This is a genomic window from Lactobacillus sp. IBH004, assembly GCF_026185255.2.
Classification (GTDB): domain Bacteria; phylum Bacillota; class Bacilli; order Lactobacillales; family Lactobacillaceae; genus Lactobacillus; species Lactobacillus melliventris.
The window spans coordinates 1871829-1887512 of record NZ_CP110217.2 but is presented as its reverse complement, the minus strand read 5'-3'; the positions used below and the strand labels follow the sequence as shown (position 1 = coordinate 1887512).

Genomic DNA, 15684 nt, shown 5'->3' with positions numbered 1-15684 from the left:
ATATTTTACTACAAAAGCAAATTAAGCGGAAATATATAAGAACAAAAGATACACGCAAATTACTAATAACTATTATAATGTTAATAACTAGTAGTATAAGTTTAATTAAGGAGGAAAAATGACAAAACCAATTATTGGCATTGCAGGATCTGAAATGATTGATTCTGCTGGAATGTTTCCAGGATACAGACGTAGTTATGTTAATGAGGATTATGTGGATTCTGTTGTTAAAAATGGCGGAATTCCCTTTATAATTCCTTTTACTGAAGATGATGAAGTTATTAAAAGCCAAATGGCTCACGTTCAAGGACTGATTTTATCTGGTGGACATGATGTTGATCCGCACTTATATGGTGAAGAATTAATGCCTAAGATTGGTCCCATTTGGCCTCAGAGAGATCACTTTGACATGCTTTTATTAAAAATTGCTGAAGAAACTAATAAACCTGTTCTGGGAGTTTGTCGTGGGGCACAAATTATTAACGTAGCACATGGCGGCAGTCTCTACCAGGATATTAGTTATCGCTCAGAGCAAACTCTAAAACACGAACAAGGTCATACACCTGATTTACCTACTCATAAAGTAACAATTAAGGAAAACAGCTTGTTGGCTAAAACATTAGGTAAGACGGAGTGTATGGTTAATTCTTTTCACCACCAATTAATTAAAGACATAGCGCCAGATTTACTTGAAGTTGCAGATGCAAGCGATGGCGTCCCGGAAGGGCTTGAAAATAAACAGGGTACTGTTTTGGCGATTCAATGGCACCCAGAAATGCTACATAACAATCCTAATACTAAGTATATGAATAATTTATTTAAATTTGTGGTTGAAAATGCCAAGTAGGGAGTAAATATGACTCAAAACAAAAACGCAGGAGACAAACTTGGCTTTTGGTCGATTGTTCTTTTAGCTATTAACTCAATTATTGGTTCAGGTATCTTTTTAACACCTGGTAGTGTAGTTAGTCAGGCAGGGAGTAAAGCTTTAATTGTCTACTTCATTGCTGCAATTTTTGCCTCAGTCTTAGCCATTTCATTTTCAGCAGCCGCTAAATATGTCACCAAGTCTGGTGCCTCTTATGCCTATTCTAAAGCTGCTTTTGGTGATAACGTTGGTTTTTACGTTGGCATTTTGCGTTACTTTTCTGCTAGTGTTGCCTGGGGAGTAATGGCTGTTGGTGTAATCAAATCGACTATTTCTATTTTTGGTGGCAATCCAGATAAATTTTTAAATGTTACTATTGGTTTTATTATCTTAATGGTAGTAGTTACTGTAATTAACTTATTTGGACAAAAGTTTGTGAAACTTGTTATGAACATGGCTACAGCAGGTAAATTAGCTGCATTAATTTTAATTATTGTGGCGGGTGTTGTTTTACTTATTACCACTGGAGCCACACATAGTTTGTCATCTGTTGACCAAATAACGCAAAACGGACAAAGAATAGTACCAACTTTAACTACTACAGGACTCGTGATGGCCGTTGTTTCAGCGTTCTATGCTTTTACAGGTTTTGAATCAGTTGCCTCTGGTTCAGAAGACATGCAAGAGCCAGAAAAAAACTTACCAAAGGCTATTCCACTAGCAATTTTAGTTATCGCCGCTATTTATATTGGGGTAGTGGCCGTAGCGATGGTGCTAGATCCTAAGGCGCTGATGACAACTAAACAAGTGGTAGCAGTCAGTGCAATTTTTAAAAATGAAGTATTGCGGGATGTAATTTTAGTTGGTGCGCTTATTTCTATGCTGGGAATAAATGTTGCCTCTAGCTTTAATGCGCCACGTATTTTGGAAGCAATGGCACGCGAACATCAATTGCCAGCTACTTTAACCAAAAGAACTAAAAATAATTTTCCTATTAAAACATTTTTTATTTCTGAAGCATTAGCAATTTTAGTACCTTTGGCTTTTCAATATAACATGACTAACTTGATTACATTGAGTGCTATGGTCAGATTTTTAGGCTTTATCATTGTTCCGCTGGCAGTAATTTGCTTTTACTATGGTAAAAATAAGCAACCAATTTTACCGGCTCCTAAGAATGTCATAACTGATATATTTGTACCAATATTGTCAATAGTTTTAGTAATCTTTTTGCTGGTTAAATATAACTGGCAAGCACAATTTGGTATTATTGAGAATGGTAAAGTCGTTGGTGTTAATTGGTATGCAATTTTCATGATGATCTTTGGGTTCATCATTTTACCACTATTTATGTTTTGGTTCTCTAGAAAAGAAAGAAACCAGCGGCAATAGTTTGCAAGGATAAATTAACATATAAAAAAAGAGTTGGCCGTGAAAAAATCACGTCAACTCTTTTTATATTTAGTTATTTTCTAGTGCTTTCTTACCTTAAAATAGTGGATCAAGCTGTAGCAGAACAAAATAATCATACCAGCTCCAGCCATTGTCATATCGGCACGAGGTGAACCATTGCCTAAATGGCTGCCTAACCAGTCTATAATCGTCGGTGAAGCGGCACAACCAACATTTACGAGCACTAAAGTAATCGTCGTAGCAAAGTTGACCGAATTTCGCGGAGCTGCTTCATCTAGCCAGTTAAAAATATAAGGAACTGACAGACCAAACCCAGTGCCTAAGACAATAACAGCAATAACCAATACTGGTAAATTAGCAGCATAGGCAAGAGCCAATAGTCCAACGACTTGCAGCAACAAACCTATAGGTAAAATTAAATCTTGGAGTTTCTTTTTCAAATAGCCATAACACATTCCGACAGGTATCCCAACCAGAGTTGCTACACTAGAAACAAAAGCAATTTGACTAACGTTGGCGATTTTTTGCGTAGTGGCTAATTGTGGTAGTTTAAAAGTCATTGGCATAAAGAAGACGTACATGAAGAACATAATAAGAGAAATTTCCACGACGCTGCCGTTGATCTTATTTTCCTCTTTAACTGGTGAATTTTCAGTATCAGTTACCTTACTTTTTTCATTTGGTAATGACACTACTAAGCCGAATAATACCATGACTGGCAGTGCTACTAAGTAGATTGCAAAAGTTGCATGCCAACCCATAACGGCTAAGAGACCAACACAAAATGAAAATACAGCAGCACCTACACTACCCATTGAGTTTTGAAAACCAAGCATGGTTGATAGTTCGTTGCCCTGATAGAATTTGGACAGCAGACTAACAGCTAATGAATTAAAGAGACCAATTCCGGCTCCTAAAAGAAAACGGGAAATTAAAATTGGTGTATAACTTGCTGCGTACATTGGGTATGTGCCTGCCAGTAAAGCAATTGCTAAACCAGTAATAACCGTTGGCTTGGTTCCGATCAGTTTTATTAAAAAGGGACTTATAATCAGACCTACAACAATTCCAATATTAGGAATTGTGCTTAATGTTTCTACGGCAGCCCGTGAAACTTGCGGAAATGATGAGTACATCAACGGCAGTACTGAAGAAATTTGTGGTGCTATCATTAGCATTAATGATATTGATAATAAAGCACATTTAAATAATCCAGATTTTGGATTAAATTTTTTCATATTAATTGCCTCTTTTTTATTTAATACTAGTTTTAATAATATATTACTCTCTTTTAACAGTTAAAATAACGCTTTCAGTAGCTTTGATCTGGCGCTGAGGAACTTTTTCTGATTTGCATACTAGTTTGGCCATAATAATCAACCATTGCTCTATTTAAAGAGCGGATACCACTAAAGCCGTTTTTCATTGCTATTGCTGTGAGAGTCATAGCAGTATGACATAAGTCTTGATATGCTTTTTGTGCCCGGAAATTCCTAAGATATTTACCGATAGTAGTTCCCATATTTTGATGAAAAATTCGTTGCAGATATTGTCGTGATAAGTGGCAGCTGTCCGCAATGTTTTGGGGTGTAATTGGCTCTTGGTAATGATTTTGAATATAATCTAGAGCATGGCGCAAATGTTCGGTAATAATTAAGTTACGTGATATTTGGCCCTTATTATCTCGTTGTTTTAAAAAGTATTTGAGTAGAATATTTAAAACTTGATAGCTAAGAATAGTTAAGTCCAGATTTTTAAAAGCTTTAGCTGGTGCAGATTTTATGGCAATAATTTTACTCAATAAAGTTTGTAAATAATGATATTGCTCTACTTGCTCTAAACTTAATTTTGCAAGGGGCTGCAATTCAAATTGATAATGGTCCATTTCAGGAAACATTTGTAATACTAAGGGATAAGGAAAAAGCAGGGATAAAGCCAGATCATTTTTAGAGCTGTTAAGATTGCGCACGCTATGAACAACTTGGGTATTAATTATTAGAACTTCGCCAGGATGCGTTTCATGATCTACCCCACCAATAATAAAATGGTCAATTTTTCCTCTTAGTGTAAAACTCAGCTCAATACTTTGATGCCAGTGAGGAGGTACTTCTGAAGAGCCCGGGTATTGATGAACCTTGATAAAAACAGGAAGTTCATCTAATTGCACTAACTCATGCTTATCACGTGCCATGATATTTTCTCCTTTACTAAAAATGGTCGAACTAAATTATACTAGTTCAACCAGTTTTGGTAGATATTATTTAATTGAGATATTTGCGGAAAAAGTTTAATTCATCTTCATTACACTGCTTGGCTAAATCGTCTTTTTGGTTAACGTGGAAAACGTGTCCCCGACGATGGTCATTATCACCATAAAAATGGAGTTCATGGTAAATGTTTTTAGCATGGAGATAGCCTGAAAGCATGTAGGCATTATCACGCAGAAAATCATCAGTAGAAGTCATGATAAACAGGGGTGGCAAAGCCGGTGTTAGGAATTGCTCTACATTTAGTTCATCATGTTTATCCATTTGAATTTCAGGTCTGAAATAAGCTTCGGGTGCACCGGCAATTGAATTAATCTCTGTTAAGAAGTAAGCTCCACAGTTTAAAGCCGCTGCTTTAATAGTTAGGTTAGGTACAGAATAGCCGAAATATTTACGGTATTCATTGTTGGTGTAAACTGCTAAAATTTGTTCACCCATTTGCCCACCAGCACTGTCTCCAACTATAAAGACATTGTCTAGGTCAAACTGATATTTAGCGGCATTTTCTTTTTCGGCTACCCAATGAAATACCCGATTAATATCATCTAACTCGCCCGGATATACAACATCAGGTGCTAACCGGTAATTGGCGTTAACTACTGCAAAGCCTGCTTTGGCAAGGGCTAAACAATAGAACTGGTATGTTTCCTTAGTGCCATATACCCAACCGCCACCGTGGATATTGACGATAACCGGTAGTTTGTCATTAGTTCTTTTCTGTGGTAAGTACACATCAAGTATCTGATACTTAGGATCGTCACCATACGGTATATTATCGCATCTTTCTACTTCGGGAATTTGTGTTGGCAACCCTTCATCACGTTGGTCATCACCTTTTTTAAATTCGCTACGCATTTCTTGAACTAATTTTTGATAATCTGGTTCTGCCATTTTTACAGTACTCCTTTTTGTGAAATCGCTTTATCAAGTATATTTTACTTCACTATTATGAAAAAGAAAGGCTATAAAGTCACTTCAAAGTGGCGATTGAGCAGCTTAATTTTTATTTTAGTACATGCTTAGATAAAAAATATCCTTTTACTGGTTATGTGTCGCCATAAATTTATGATATGCCTCATTTTCCATAGTGGGCGTAACCTGAAAGTTATTAAAGTTGGGATGCTTCTGGTGTAATTCACTTTCTGTAGTGTCAATATAATGAGTAACCGTAGCATTTCCGATCAACTCTATCCAATAGCTATGATCACTGTGATGAACTTTAGTTTGAACAAAGCCGCCAGGATTAGAAACAGTCAGTAGTTTGTCAAACAGATTCATTGACTGACAGGTCAAAGCGTAAATTAAACTTGCAGCTGACATGGCTGTACCACAGGCATTGGTGAAGCCTACACCTCGCTCAAAAGTGCGTACAAATAGATGATGCGCACTCAAAACTTGAGCAAAACTAACATTTACTCCATCCGGGAAAAATGGATTTTTCTGATTTAGTTTTGCGCCTAATTTTGCTAATAAGTCGCTTTTGAAAATATCATCTGAAACAAAGCTGATCAAGTGGGGGTTAGGGACAGCAACTGCTGAAAACTTCAATTCTGGTGCCAGTTCCGGCACTTCTTGATTATTTAATTCAGAATAGCCTAGATTAGTAAAGGGCAGAGCCGCAGCTGCAAAACTGACAGGACTGATTTCAACACTGACTGCCTTAACTTTTTGAGCCCAATCTGGCTGACAGCTGACACGTAAATCGTTTTGCATAGTTTCAACTTTAAATGTTTCTTTATGATATTTTTGTGCTAAATAACGGCCTACTGTCCTTAGCCCGTTACCACACATGGAAGCAAAAGAACCGTCAGCATTGACAACTTCCATTTTTCCTAGAGTTTGCGCATGGTCTGAATTGCTGACTACTAGTAAACCATCAGCACCATTAAGTAAGCCTCTTTCCGGCTTAGTTATCTGTTGCGTCAAGTTGACTAATTCTCCCTTAGATAACGGTGTTTGAAATTGAGTTTGATCAAGTAGAAAAAACTTATTCTGTGAGCCGTGAACTTTTTGTAGTTGTATCATGAAAATTTCTCCTTAAATTAATTAAAAAACTGGTGATAAATTTCTTTAACAGCGGCAGCTGCGTCTGCCTTTTTGGTGCCTAGCATGATTGAAATGCGTGAAGCACCCTGGTTAATCATATGAATGGCAATATGCTTTTCTGCTAAAGGCAGAGTGATATTTTTCATTACACCAATCTTGTTGCGCATCCCTTCTCCAACCACCATAATGATGGCATAATCATCGATCCATTCTAATTGGTCAGGTTGAAGTTCTTTCTGAATTGCAAGACACATTTGCTGACGAATTTGTTTATCAAATTGTTTTTTATCAAAAATAACAGTCAAATCATCAATTCCTGATGGCATATGTTCATATGATATATTAAATTTATAGAATATTTGTAGTAATTTAAGTGTAAATCCCACTTCTTTATTTAGTAAATATTTATGTAAATATAATGCGGCAAAATGTCCAGAACTTGCCACACCTGTAATGGTACTTTGCGGGGTAAAACTATTTTGTGGAACAATCATTGTTCCAGGCAGTTCCGGATGATTAGTGTTTTTGACGTTTACGGGAATCCGACCTTCAATAGCGGGAATAATGGCTTCATCATGAAAAACAGAAAAACCTGCATATGACAACTCCCGCAGCTCACGGTATGTCATAACCTTAATGGCACAGGGATGCGCAACAATTCTGGGGTCAGCTGCATAGATTGCATCTACATCCGTAAAGTTTTCATATAAATCTGCTTTAATTCCCCGGGCCCAAATTGCTCCAGTAATATCTGAGCCTCCGCGAGAAAAAGTTGCTATTAAGCCATCTTGTGTAATGCCATAAAAGCCGGGCACGACTAGTAAATCTGCAGTTTGTGCCCATTTTTGTAAATTTTCGTAAGTTTCTGGTAGAACTTGAGTATCGTTAGCATTATTAGTAACCATAAAGCCGGCTTCTGCGGGATCCAAAAAGCGAGCGGCTATCTGGTGCTTTTGCAGAACTAAAGTTAAAAGCTGTGCACTAAGTTTTTCACCATGTGCTTTAAACCCCGCCATTAAAAAATCTGTGTTTGGATAAGAAATTTGGGGCAGATTGAGTAATTCCTGTAACAAAGGCTTTACTAATTGCCCAGATATTTGAAAGTAGGTCGCGATATCCTGATACCTGGTCCAAATCGCTTTTACCGTTGCACTGTAATCTTGGTTATTAAGAACATTTTCTGCATATGTAATTAATAGATCTGTTACTTTAGTGTCGTTTTTAGACCTTTTGCCGGGAGCAGAAGTCACGATCACTTTACGTGCTGGATCAGCATTAATAATTTTTAAAACTTTTTGAAATTGTTCTCCGTCTGCTAGAGAACTACCACCAAATTTAACAACTTTCATGTTAATACCTTTCACAATTAAATTTAATTTAAGTAATTAGTATTGGATTTTAACATTAAAATTTTAATCTTCAACTGCAAAAGAAAGCTGCTATTCACTAAAGAAGCTGTTTTGCGTAACATTATTGCATTAAAATTTGAGCTGAAAATGTTGGTGCTAATAGCATTTTACAAGATAAAAAATAAATAAATTTTAAAAACAAGATTTTTATTTAAAAAATTAAAAAGCAATTGTCAGTGAAAATGGTTGACAATCATATTAATTAATAATAATATTTTAATAAATCGAAGAGGTTGCAACCAACAAAAGTAGCTGGTGGAGTTTCTGCAAAAACTAAGAAACTAGTCAAAGGGGCGGTTGCCGAAGCATTAATTATTGCGGTAATTAATAAGCTGGGACGTAATCAAACAGGTTACGGACTGTCGCAATTTTATGTTCGCGGAGCGCTATCGACAAAATTGATACCAGATAATAACTTGAAGGACTCTTTTGTTAGGTACAACAAAAGAGCCTTTTTTATTTAACAAAAAGGGAGAGACTTAAATGACTGCTAATGATTATTATCAAACTAATACCCAGGGTCATTTGATAATTGGGGGAGTAGACGCTTTGGAACTGGCAAAAAAGTTTGGTACCCCCTTAGTTGTTTATGACGTCCAGAAAATCAAACGGCAATTTCAGGCTTTCCAAAATGCTTTTGAAAAAGAGCAGATAAATTATGCCATTAGTTATGCTAGTAAGGCATTTGCCACAATTGCAATTTACCAGGTAATTAATAAACTGGGAGGGCATATTGACGTTGTTTCCGGCGGAGAATTATTTACTGCACTTAAAGCCGGTTTTCCTGCGGCAAAAATCAGTTTTCACGGTAATAATAAAACCCCAGATGAGTTGTTAATGGCTGTCCAAAACCATGTGGGCGTGATTATTTTAGATAATTTTACTGAGATTAAACTGTTAAAAAGGATTTTAAACCAAACTAATACTCGCGTGCAGGTAATGTTGAGAGTAACTCCAGGGGTCTCTGCTCATACACATGAATATGACCAAACCGGTCAAGAGGACAGCAAATTTGGCTTTGACATTCGGTCGGGTCAGGCTGAGCAGGCGTTTTTGCAAGTTAGAGCTAACCCACAAATGGAATTAATTGGACTGCATGCACATATCGGTTCGCAAATTTTGGCAGCTGAGGGCTTTAAACTTGAAGTAGAGAAGTTGATGAAGTTAGTGAACGATTGGAAACAAAAATATGACTATCAACCTCAGGTGTTAAATTTGGGAGGCGGTTTCGGTATCAGGTATACCAAGCAGGATCATCCAGTAACTGCTCAAACCTTCGTCAGTCAAATAGTGCAGAAAGTTAAAAAGTGTGTGCAAGCCAGCCACTTAAAAATGCCAGCTATCTGGATTGAACCAGGACGGTCGATTGTCGGTGAGGCCGGCTATAGCTTATACACAATTGGTACTCGTAAGGAAGTGCCGGGACTGCTGCCTTATGTGGCAGTCGATGGCGGTATGGGTGACAATATCAGACCGGCACTTTATCAAGCTCAATATGAGGCAGTATTAGCAGAAAAGCCACATGCAGACCCAGTAGAAACGGTTAGACTTGCGGGACGTTATTGTGAATCAGGCGATATTATTATTGACAAATTGGCATTGCCTAAAAGTAGACCGGGTGACGTAATTGCAGTTTTAGCGACTGGTGCTTACGGCTATAGTATGGCAGCTAATTATAATCGTGTTCCCAGGCCAGCTGTTGTTTTTGCAGAAAATGGGCAAGCACAAGAAGTAGTTACACGTGAAACTTATGCGGATCTAGTTAGTCATGATCGTTTTTATCAAATGGAAGGATAAATTATAAATATGAAAAAAATGACGGCAACCGAAATCATTAATTTTATTGCTAATTCAACCAAAAAAACACCAGTTAAAGTTTATGTCAAAGGAAATTTGTCTCAGTTAAACTGGCCAGCAGACTGCAAAACGTTTATTGAAAATCATACTGGGGTCGTTTTGGGAGACTGGCAAGTCTTGGGGCCTTTTATAGCAAAAAACTCTGACAAATTTGCTGATTACCAAGTGGAAAATGTTAGTCGTAATTCTGCCATTCCGTTGCTAGATTTGAAAAATATTTCTGCCAGAATTGAACCGGGTGCCCTAATTCGTGAAAACGTTGAAATAGGCAAAAATGCGGTGATCATGATGGGGGCTGTCGTTAATATTGGAGCAGAAATAGGCGAAAATGCCATGATTGACATGAACGCTGTTTTAGGAGGCCGAGCAATTGTTGGTGCGAACAGCCATATAGGAGCAGGCGCGGTGATTGCCGGAGTTGTCGAACCGGCTTCGGCACAACCTGTGAAAATTGGCAAGGATGTTTTAATTGGCGCCAATGCAGTGGTTTTAGAAGGAGTTCAAGTAGGTGACCATGCGGTAGTAGCTGCTGGAGCAGTAGTAACTAAGGATGTACCTGCAAACAGTGTCGTTGCCGGAGTACCGGCAAAAATTATTAAAATGCGTGATCAAAAAACGGCTTCTAAGACAGGAATTGAGCCGGGATTAAGAAAGCTGTGAATTAATGTTAACTTCCGCGCAACTAATTAAAATTCGGCGTGACTTGCATCAGATTCCAGAATTAGCTCTGCACGAATACCAAACACAAAAATATCTCTTGCAAGTTATCGGTAATTTTAATCAAAAATACATTGAAACTCGCACATGTTCTGAACTGCCTACAGCTATTTTAGTTAGAGTTAGTGGGAAAAAACCGCAAAAAACGATTGGTTATCGTGCAGATATAGATGGCTTGCCAGTTCAAGAACAGACCGGCCTGCCGTTTGCTTCCCACAATCAAGGTCAAATGCATGCTTGTGGTCACGATATCCACATGACAGTAGCCTTGGGAATTCTAGATTATTTTTGCGATCACCAACCGCAAGACAATTTGCTGTTCTTTTTCCAGCCAGCTGAAGAAAGTGAGAGTGGCGGGAAAAAAGCTTATGAGGCAGGAATTTTTACTGGTAAATGGCGCCCAGATGAATTCTTTGCTTTGCACGATACTCCAGATTTACCTACCGGTACAATTGGCTGCCGCTTAGGGACTTTATTTGCAGGTACAACTGAAATCAATATTGATTTATCTGGTAAGGATGGACATGCGGCGTATCCGCAGCAAGCTAACGATATGGTAGTGGCTGCAGCTGCGTTAATAGAGCAAATTCAAACAATTATTTCGCGCAGTATTGATCCCATTGCAGGTGGTGTTATTACAATAGGAAAAGTTAGGGCTGGAACAGTTAGAAATGCGATTGCCGGTCATGCTCATTTAGAAGGAACCATTCGCGGATTAACCCAAAAAATGATTGAAAAAATTGATCAGCGTCTGCGCGAGATAACTCAAGGAATAGCACACAGCTATAATGCTAAGGTTGATTTGCAGCTTAATCAAGGCGGCTATTGGCCAGTAGAAAATGATCCGCAAATCACAAGTGAGTTCATTAAATATATGAAGGAAAATGCTCAAATTAATTACCAAGAGATGCAACCAGCTATGACTGGAGAGGACTTTGGCTATTTACTAGCGCAAATTCCCGGTACCATGTTTTGGCTGGGCGTAAATGATAATTCCCAACTTCATTCTGCAACATTTAATCCGCACGAAGAAGCTATAGTAATAGGAATTAAAGCAATGGTAGGTTTTTTAAAGAGTCACATGTAGCTCAAAAGGAGAAAAAACATGACTAATTTTGACAAGGCAGATTTAATGACCGCGCTAATTACGCCCTTTAATAAGGAAGATAAAGTTGACTATCCTGGCCTGAAAAAATTAACTGAGCATTTACTCAACACAGGCAGCAATGGTTTCGTCATTGGCGGTACTACTGGTGAAACAGCAACAATGACCCATGACGAAAAGATTGAATTATACACTAAATTCGCTCAAATTATTGCTGGACGTGTGCCAGTGGTTGCCGGTACTGGCAGCAATAATACTGCACAGACAGTTGCATTTACACAAGAAGTAGGACAAATTCCCGGTATTGATATGGCACTGGTAGTAGCACCTTACTATAACAAGCCGGATCAAAGGGGAATTACAGCCCATTTTGAAAAGGTGGCTGAAAATTCGCCGGTACCAATCATTATTTATAATATTCCGGGGCGAACAGGAATTAAGATTAGCAAAGAAACTTTGGTTGAGTTATCGCATAATCCAAAAATTGCTGGTGTTAAGCAATGCTCAGACTTAGAAGATTTGGAATATATTGTTGAACATGCAGCCAATGATTTTTTGGTGTATACAGGTGAAGACCTGCAATCTTTAACGGCTAAAGTTTTAGGTGCAAAAGGCGTGATCTCCGTAGCTTCTCATATTTATGGCTTAGCTATGCGGGAAATGTATGATGACTTAGATCAGGGAAAAATTGCTGCAGCGGGTAAATTGCAAAGGCAACTAATGCCGAAAATGCAAGCCTTATTTATGTACCCCTCACCTTCACCGATTAAGGCAGTTTTAAACGCTCAGGGTTTACCTGCTGGTGGTTGCCGGTTACCGCTTGTAGCTTTAAATGAGACAGAAAAGCGGCAATTAGCTCTTCATTTAGGTTTAAGTGAAGCAGCATTATTGCATGAATTGCCACTAGAACTAGGAGTAGATTAATGAAGAAAATTTTAATAGCTGGTGCCACAGGATCCATGGGCAGGCAAACTGTCCAATTGGTTGAAAAGTTACCTGACTGTCAATTGGTAGCAGTTTTGGCACCTACTGCATCTGAGAGTTCAGATTTCAAGCCTGACGTTAAGCGGTTTGATAATTTAGCAATGGTCGATATTGCTGCTGATGTTTGGATTGATTTTACGACTCCACAAGCAGTTTATGAAAATACTAAGTTTGCTTTAAAGCATCATATGCACCCAATTGTGGGAACAAGTGGTTTAACTTCTGAACAAACAAAACAGCTACAAGAACTGGCAAAAAAAGAGAAAATTGGTGGCCTTATTGCTCCTAACTTTGGCTTATCGGCCGTCTTATTAATGAAGTTTGCGCAAGAGGCTGCGCGGTACTTTCCTGATGCTGAAGTCATTGAAATGCATCATGCTGATAAAAGGGATGCCCCTAGTGCTACGGCTATTGCGACTGCTAAATTAATTGCAGAAAACCGCAATCCAGAAAATTGTTCACAAACTGAGAATGATTCTCAAGCTCGCGGTGCCGATTATGATGGAGTTCCTGTTCACTCCGTTCGTTTACCTGGCTATATAGCTCATGAGCAGGTGCTTTTTGGCGGCCCTGGCGAAGCTTTAACTATTAGACAAGATTCATTTTCCCGTTCTTCATTTATGCAGGGCGTTAAAGTAGCCTTGAGCCGAGTAATGGATTTAACAGATTTAGTGGTCGGTTTAGACCAGATTTTGTAATTACAAGGAGAACGAAATGCCCCAATTAGCTACTGATTTAACTTCAATTATTCATACTCCATTGGCAAAAATTCCACCTTCTGGTATCCGTGCTTTTGCCCAAAAAGTTGACGATATTCCTGATTTAATCAAGTTAACTTTAGGAGAACCTGATTTAAATACACCTGAACATGTCAAAAAAGCTGCAGCCCAAAGTATATTAGATAATGATTCGCATTACTCGGCTCAAAAAGGAACACCCAGATTGCGTCAGGCTATCAGCAATTATTTAAAGCGCAAGCAAGGTTTAACCTATGATCCTGAAAGCGAAATTATTGTCACGGTCGGTGCGACAGAGGCCATAGCTGCAACCATGTTGGCACTATTTCAACCAGGTGATGAAATTATTGTGCCTACGCCATCCTATGCTCTTTATTTTCCGCTAATTCAATACACTAAAGCTGAATTAGTTGCCATCAATACGGCAGATACAAATTTCGTGTTAACTCCGCAGGCGCTGGAAAAGACGTTAAGTGAGCACCCTCATGCTAAAGCGATTTTATTTAACTATCCTACTAATCCCACCGGCAGAGAATGTCCCAGCTCTGTTTTAGAGCAAATCGCACCGATTATTAAAAAGCATCATCTTTATGTTATTTCTGATGAAATTTATAGTGAATTAACGTATGACTTTAATCATATTTCGCTTGCGCGTTATTTACCCGAACGTACTTTGTTAATTAATGGCTTGTCCAAGTCGCACGCGATGACCGGTTACCGTTTAGGCTATGTAACAGGACCAGCTGCTTTAATTAGTTTAATTGCAAAGATGCACGCATTTCTGGTTACAGCTCCATCTAATCCTGCACAAGCGGCAGCCACTGAGGCCTTGGAAAATGGTGATCAGGATCCAGCAAAGGCCCGGCCAATTTATCAAAAAAGGCGGGACTATATTGTTAGTGCGCTAAACAATATGGGCCTTGAAACCCATGCCAGTGAAGGGGCATTCTATGTTTTTGCCAAAATACCAGCAAGTTATGGTCAAGACGATGAGGCCTTTGCACTGGACTTAGCTCACAAGGCTAAAGTCGGGGGCACGCCCGGAAATGCTTTTGGTCCTGGCGGTGAAGGCTATATTCGTTTTTCATACGCTGCCAGCGATGAAAACTTGCATACGGCTATGAACCGCATCCAACAGTTTTTAGCAGAAAAAGGTGAAAATTGATGAGAAAATACGCAGTTGCAATTCTTGGTGCCACAGGTGCAGTAGGTCAGCGGTTAATTAGTGAACTAGAAAAGTCTAAAATTCCTGTCAAACAAATCAAGCTACTAGCTTCTAAACGGTCAGCAGGTAAAAAACTAAAATTTAAAAATCAAGCAATCACAGTAGAAGAAGCACAACCTGATTCATTTAAGGGGGTCGACTTAGTTTTATCATCTGCAGGTGGTGCGGTGTCACAAAAATTATTGCCTGAAGCTGTCAAAAGAGGAGCGGTATGTGTGGACAATACTAGTGCTTTTCGTATGGCTGATGAGGTGCCCTTAATTGTTCCTGGAGTTAATGATGAACAATTAGTTAATCATCATGGCATCATTGCTAATCCTAATTGCTCGACCATTCAGATGGTAGCTGCGCTTTATCCGCTGCACGTTAAATGGGGAATTAAGCAAATTATTGTTTCAACTTATCAAGCCGTCTCGGGTGCTGGTAAAGCAGCTTGGGCGGAGCTGCTGCAGCAAGCTCAGGACAGGTTAAATAAGCAAAAGACAGCAGCTAAAATTCTGCCAACCGCATCTGCTAAAAAGCATTATCCTCTGGCGTTTAACTTGTTACCGCAAATTGATGTTTTTGAAGATGATGGCTACACGCACGAAGAATGGAAAATGATTCATGAAACCAAAAAGATTTTGTTTAATGATCAGGATTCAAAGAAGATTAAAGTCACTGCTACTTGTGTCCGGGTACCGGTTGAAATTGGTCATGGCGAAACGGTTTATTTTGTGTTGCAAGACGAAACTGCAACAACTGCAGAAATAAAGCAGGAAATTGTGAAAACTCCTGGACTTGTGTTACAGGATGACCCTGAAAATCAGATTTATCCCCAACCACTTTTAGCAGCTGGTAAAAAAGAGACTTTCGTGGGGCGTATTCGCCCAGATCAAGAAAATTCTGGTGCATTTAATATGTGGGTAGTGGCTGATAACTTATTAAGGGGTGCTGCCAGCAATACAGTAGAAATTGCTGAATGTTTAGTGAGAGATAATTTAGTGCGTGTGCCAAAAAATAGTTAGTTCTATATTTAATTAAATGAAATAAACCAAGTTTGTATAAATAATATAA

At 38.6% G+C, this 15684-nt stretch carries 14 protein-coding genes and 1 riboswitch; of the genes, 9 read left to right on the top strand and 5 right to left on the bottom strand.

Annotated elements, in window-relative coordinates; translation table 11 throughout:
* Positions 1-118 precede the first annotated feature (118 nt).
* Positions 119-847: a gamma-glutamyl-gamma-aminobutyrate hydrolase family protein gene (locus tag LDX54_RS09225; RefSeq protein ID WP_110446799.1), complete on the top strand. Its 729-nt coding sequence runs from the start codon at positions 119-121 to the stop codon at positions 845-847.
* A gap of 9 nt (positions 848-856) precedes the next feature.
* On the top strand, positions 857-2260 hold the full coding sequence (locus LDX54_RS09220) for an APC family permease (RefSeq protein WP_265667317.1): 1404 nt from the start codon (positions 857-859) through the stop codon (positions 2258-2260).
* Positions 2261-2340: 80 nt separating this feature from the next.
* Here LDX54_RS09220 and LDX54_RS09215 read toward each other — a convergent pair whose 3' ends face one another.
* From LDX54_RS09215 to LDX54_RS09195, 5 genes are all read right to left on the bottom strand, one after another.
* The gene (locus tag LDX54_RS09215; protein ID WP_265667318.1) at positions 2341-3519 is read right to left on the bottom strand and encodes an MFS transporter; all 1179 of its coding nucleotides are present in this window, start codon (positions 3517-3519) and stop codon (positions 2341-2343) included.
* A 74-nt stretch (positions 3520-3593) separates the two neighbouring features.
* Positions 3594-4472, bottom strand: a complete 879-nt coding sequence (locus LDX54_RS09210; protein ID WP_265667319.1) for an AraC family transcriptional regulator — start codon at positions 4470-4472, stop codon at positions 3594-3596.
* A 70-nt stretch (positions 4473-4542) separates the two neighbouring features.
* The gene (locus LDX54_RS09205) at positions 4543-5439 is read right to left on the bottom strand and encodes an alpha/beta hydrolase (RefSeq protein ID WP_265667320.1); all 897 of its coding nucleotides are present in this window, start codon (positions 5437-5439) and stop codon (positions 4543-4545) included.
* Positions 5440-5586: 147 nt separating this feature from the next.
* Positions 5587-6573 (bottom strand): diaminopimelate epimerase, encoded by a 987-nt coding sequence (gene dapF / locus LDX54_RS09200; RefSeq protein ID WP_265667321.1) that lies wholly within the window; start codon positions 6571-6573, stop codon positions 5587-5589.
* Between the two features lie 17 nt (positions 6574-6590).
* The gene (locus LDX54_RS09195; RefSeq protein ID WP_265667322.1) at positions 6591-7943 is read right to left on the bottom strand and encodes an aspartate kinase; all 1353 of its coding nucleotides are present in this window, start codon (positions 7941-7943) and stop codon (positions 6591-6593) included.
* Positions 7944-8222: 279 nt separating this feature from the next.
* Positions 8223-8401: riboswitch (Lysine riboswitch) on the top strand.
* Positions 8402-8486: 85 nt separating this feature from the next.
* On the opposite strand from LDX54_RS09195, the gene lysA reads away from it, so the two are divergent.
* Genes lysA through LDX54_RS09160 form a run of 7 tightly spaced genes read left to right on the top strand, consistent with a single transcriptional unit; the run spans position 8487 to position 15635 of the window.
* Positions 8487-9800 carry a diaminopimelate decarboxylase gene (gene lysA, locus LDX54_RS09190; RefSeq protein ID WP_265667323.1) on the top strand — a complete coding sequence of 438 codons (1314 nt, stop codon included), beginning with the start codon at positions 8487-8489 and terminating at the stop codon, positions 9798-9800.
* 9 nt (positions 9801-9809) lie between these two features.
* Entirely contained in the window at positions 9810-10520 is a 711-nt protein-coding gene (dapD, locus tag LDX54_RS09185; protein ID WP_265667324.1) for a 2,3,4,5-tetrahydropyridine-2,6-dicarboxylate N-acetyltransferase, read from the top strand.
* 4 nt (positions 10521-10524) lie between these two features.
* Entirely contained in the window at positions 10525-11664 is a 1140-nt protein-coding gene (locus LDX54_RS09180; RefSeq protein ID WP_265667325.1) for an N-acetyldiaminopimelate deacetylase, read from the top strand.
* Positions 11665-11682: 18 nt separating this feature from the next.
* Entirely contained in the window at positions 11683-12606 is a 924-nt protein-coding gene (dapA, locus tag LDX54_RS09175) for a 4-hydroxy-tetrahydrodipicolinate synthase (protein ID WP_265667326.1), read from the top strand.
* Positions 12606-13364 (top strand): 4-hydroxy-tetrahydrodipicolinate reductase, encoded by a 759-nt coding sequence (gene dapB, locus LDX54_RS09170; RefSeq protein ID WP_265667327.1) that lies wholly within the window; start codon positions 12606-12608, stop codon positions 13362-13364. The genes dapA and dapB overlap by 1 nt, the downstream gene beginning before the upstream one ends.
* 16 nt (positions 13365-13380) lie before the next feature.
* Positions 13381-14568 (top strand): aminotransferase class I/II-fold pyridoxal phosphate-dependent enzyme, encoded by a 1188-nt coding sequence (locus LDX54_RS09165; protein WP_265667328.1) that lies wholly within the window; start codon positions 13381-13383, stop codon positions 14566-14568.
* A complete protein-coding gene (locus LDX54_RS09160) occupies positions 14565-15635 on the top strand; it encodes an aspartate-semialdehyde dehydrogenase (protein ID WP_265667329.1) in 1071 nt (356 codons plus the stop codon). Before LDX54_RS09165 ends, LDX54_RS09160 begins: the two co-directional genes overlap by 4 nt.
* Positions 15636-15684 lie beyond the last annotated feature (49 nt).

What these genes read in the sequence shown, in the direction of transcription:
- LDX54_RS09225 (WP_110446799.1), top strand. Translation starts at nt 119, where the DNA reads ATGACAAAACCAATTATTGGCATTGCAGGATCTGAAATGATTGATTCT.
- LDX54_RS09220 (WP_265667317.1), top strand. Translation starts at nt 857, where the DNA reads ATGACTCAAAACAAAAACGCAGGAGACAAACTTGGCTTTTGGTCGATT.
- LDX54_RS09215 (WP_265667318.1), bottom strand. Translation starts at nt 3,519, where the DNA reads ATGAAAAAATTTAATCCAAAATCTGGATTATTTAAATGTGCTTTATTA.
- LDX54_RS09210 (WP_265667319.1), bottom strand. Translation starts at nt 4,472, where the DNA reads ATGGCACGTGATAAGCATGAGTTAGTGCAATTAGATGAACTTCCTGTT.
- LDX54_RS09205 (WP_265667320.1), bottom strand. Translation starts at nt 5,439, where the DNA reads ATGGCAGAACCAGATTATCAAAAATTAGTTCAAGAAATGCGTAGCGAA.
- dapF (WP_265667321.1), bottom strand. Translation starts at nt 6,573, where the DNA reads ATGATACAACTACAAAAAGTTCACGGCTCACAGAATAAGTTTTTTCTA.
- LDX54_RS09195 (WP_265667322.1), bottom strand. Translation starts at nt 7,943, where the DNA reads ATGAAAGTTGTTAAATTTGGTGGTAGTTCTCTAGCAGACGGAGAACAA.
- lysA (WP_265667323.1), top strand. Translation starts at nt 8,487, where the DNA reads ATGACTGCTAATGATTATTATCAAACTAATACCCAGGGTCATTTGATA.
- dapD (WP_265667324.1), top strand. Translation starts at nt 9,810, where the DNA reads ATGAAAAAAATGACGGCAACCGAAATCATTAATTTTATTGCTAATTCA.
- LDX54_RS09180 (WP_265667325.1), top strand. Translation starts at nt 10,525, where the DNA reads ATGTTAACTTCCGCGCAACTAATTAAAATTCGGCGTGACTTGCATCAG.
- dapA (WP_265667326.1), top strand. Translation starts at nt 11,683, where the DNA reads ATGACTAATTTTGACAAGGCAGATTTAATGACCGCGCTAATTACGCCC.
- dapB (WP_265667327.1), top strand. Translation starts at nt 12,606, where the DNA reads ATGAAGAAAATTTTAATAGCTGGTGCCACAGGATCCATGGGCAGGCAA.
- LDX54_RS09165 (WP_265667328.1), top strand. Translation starts at nt 13,381, where the DNA reads ATGCCCCAATTAGCTACTGATTTAACTTCAATTATTCATACTCCATTG.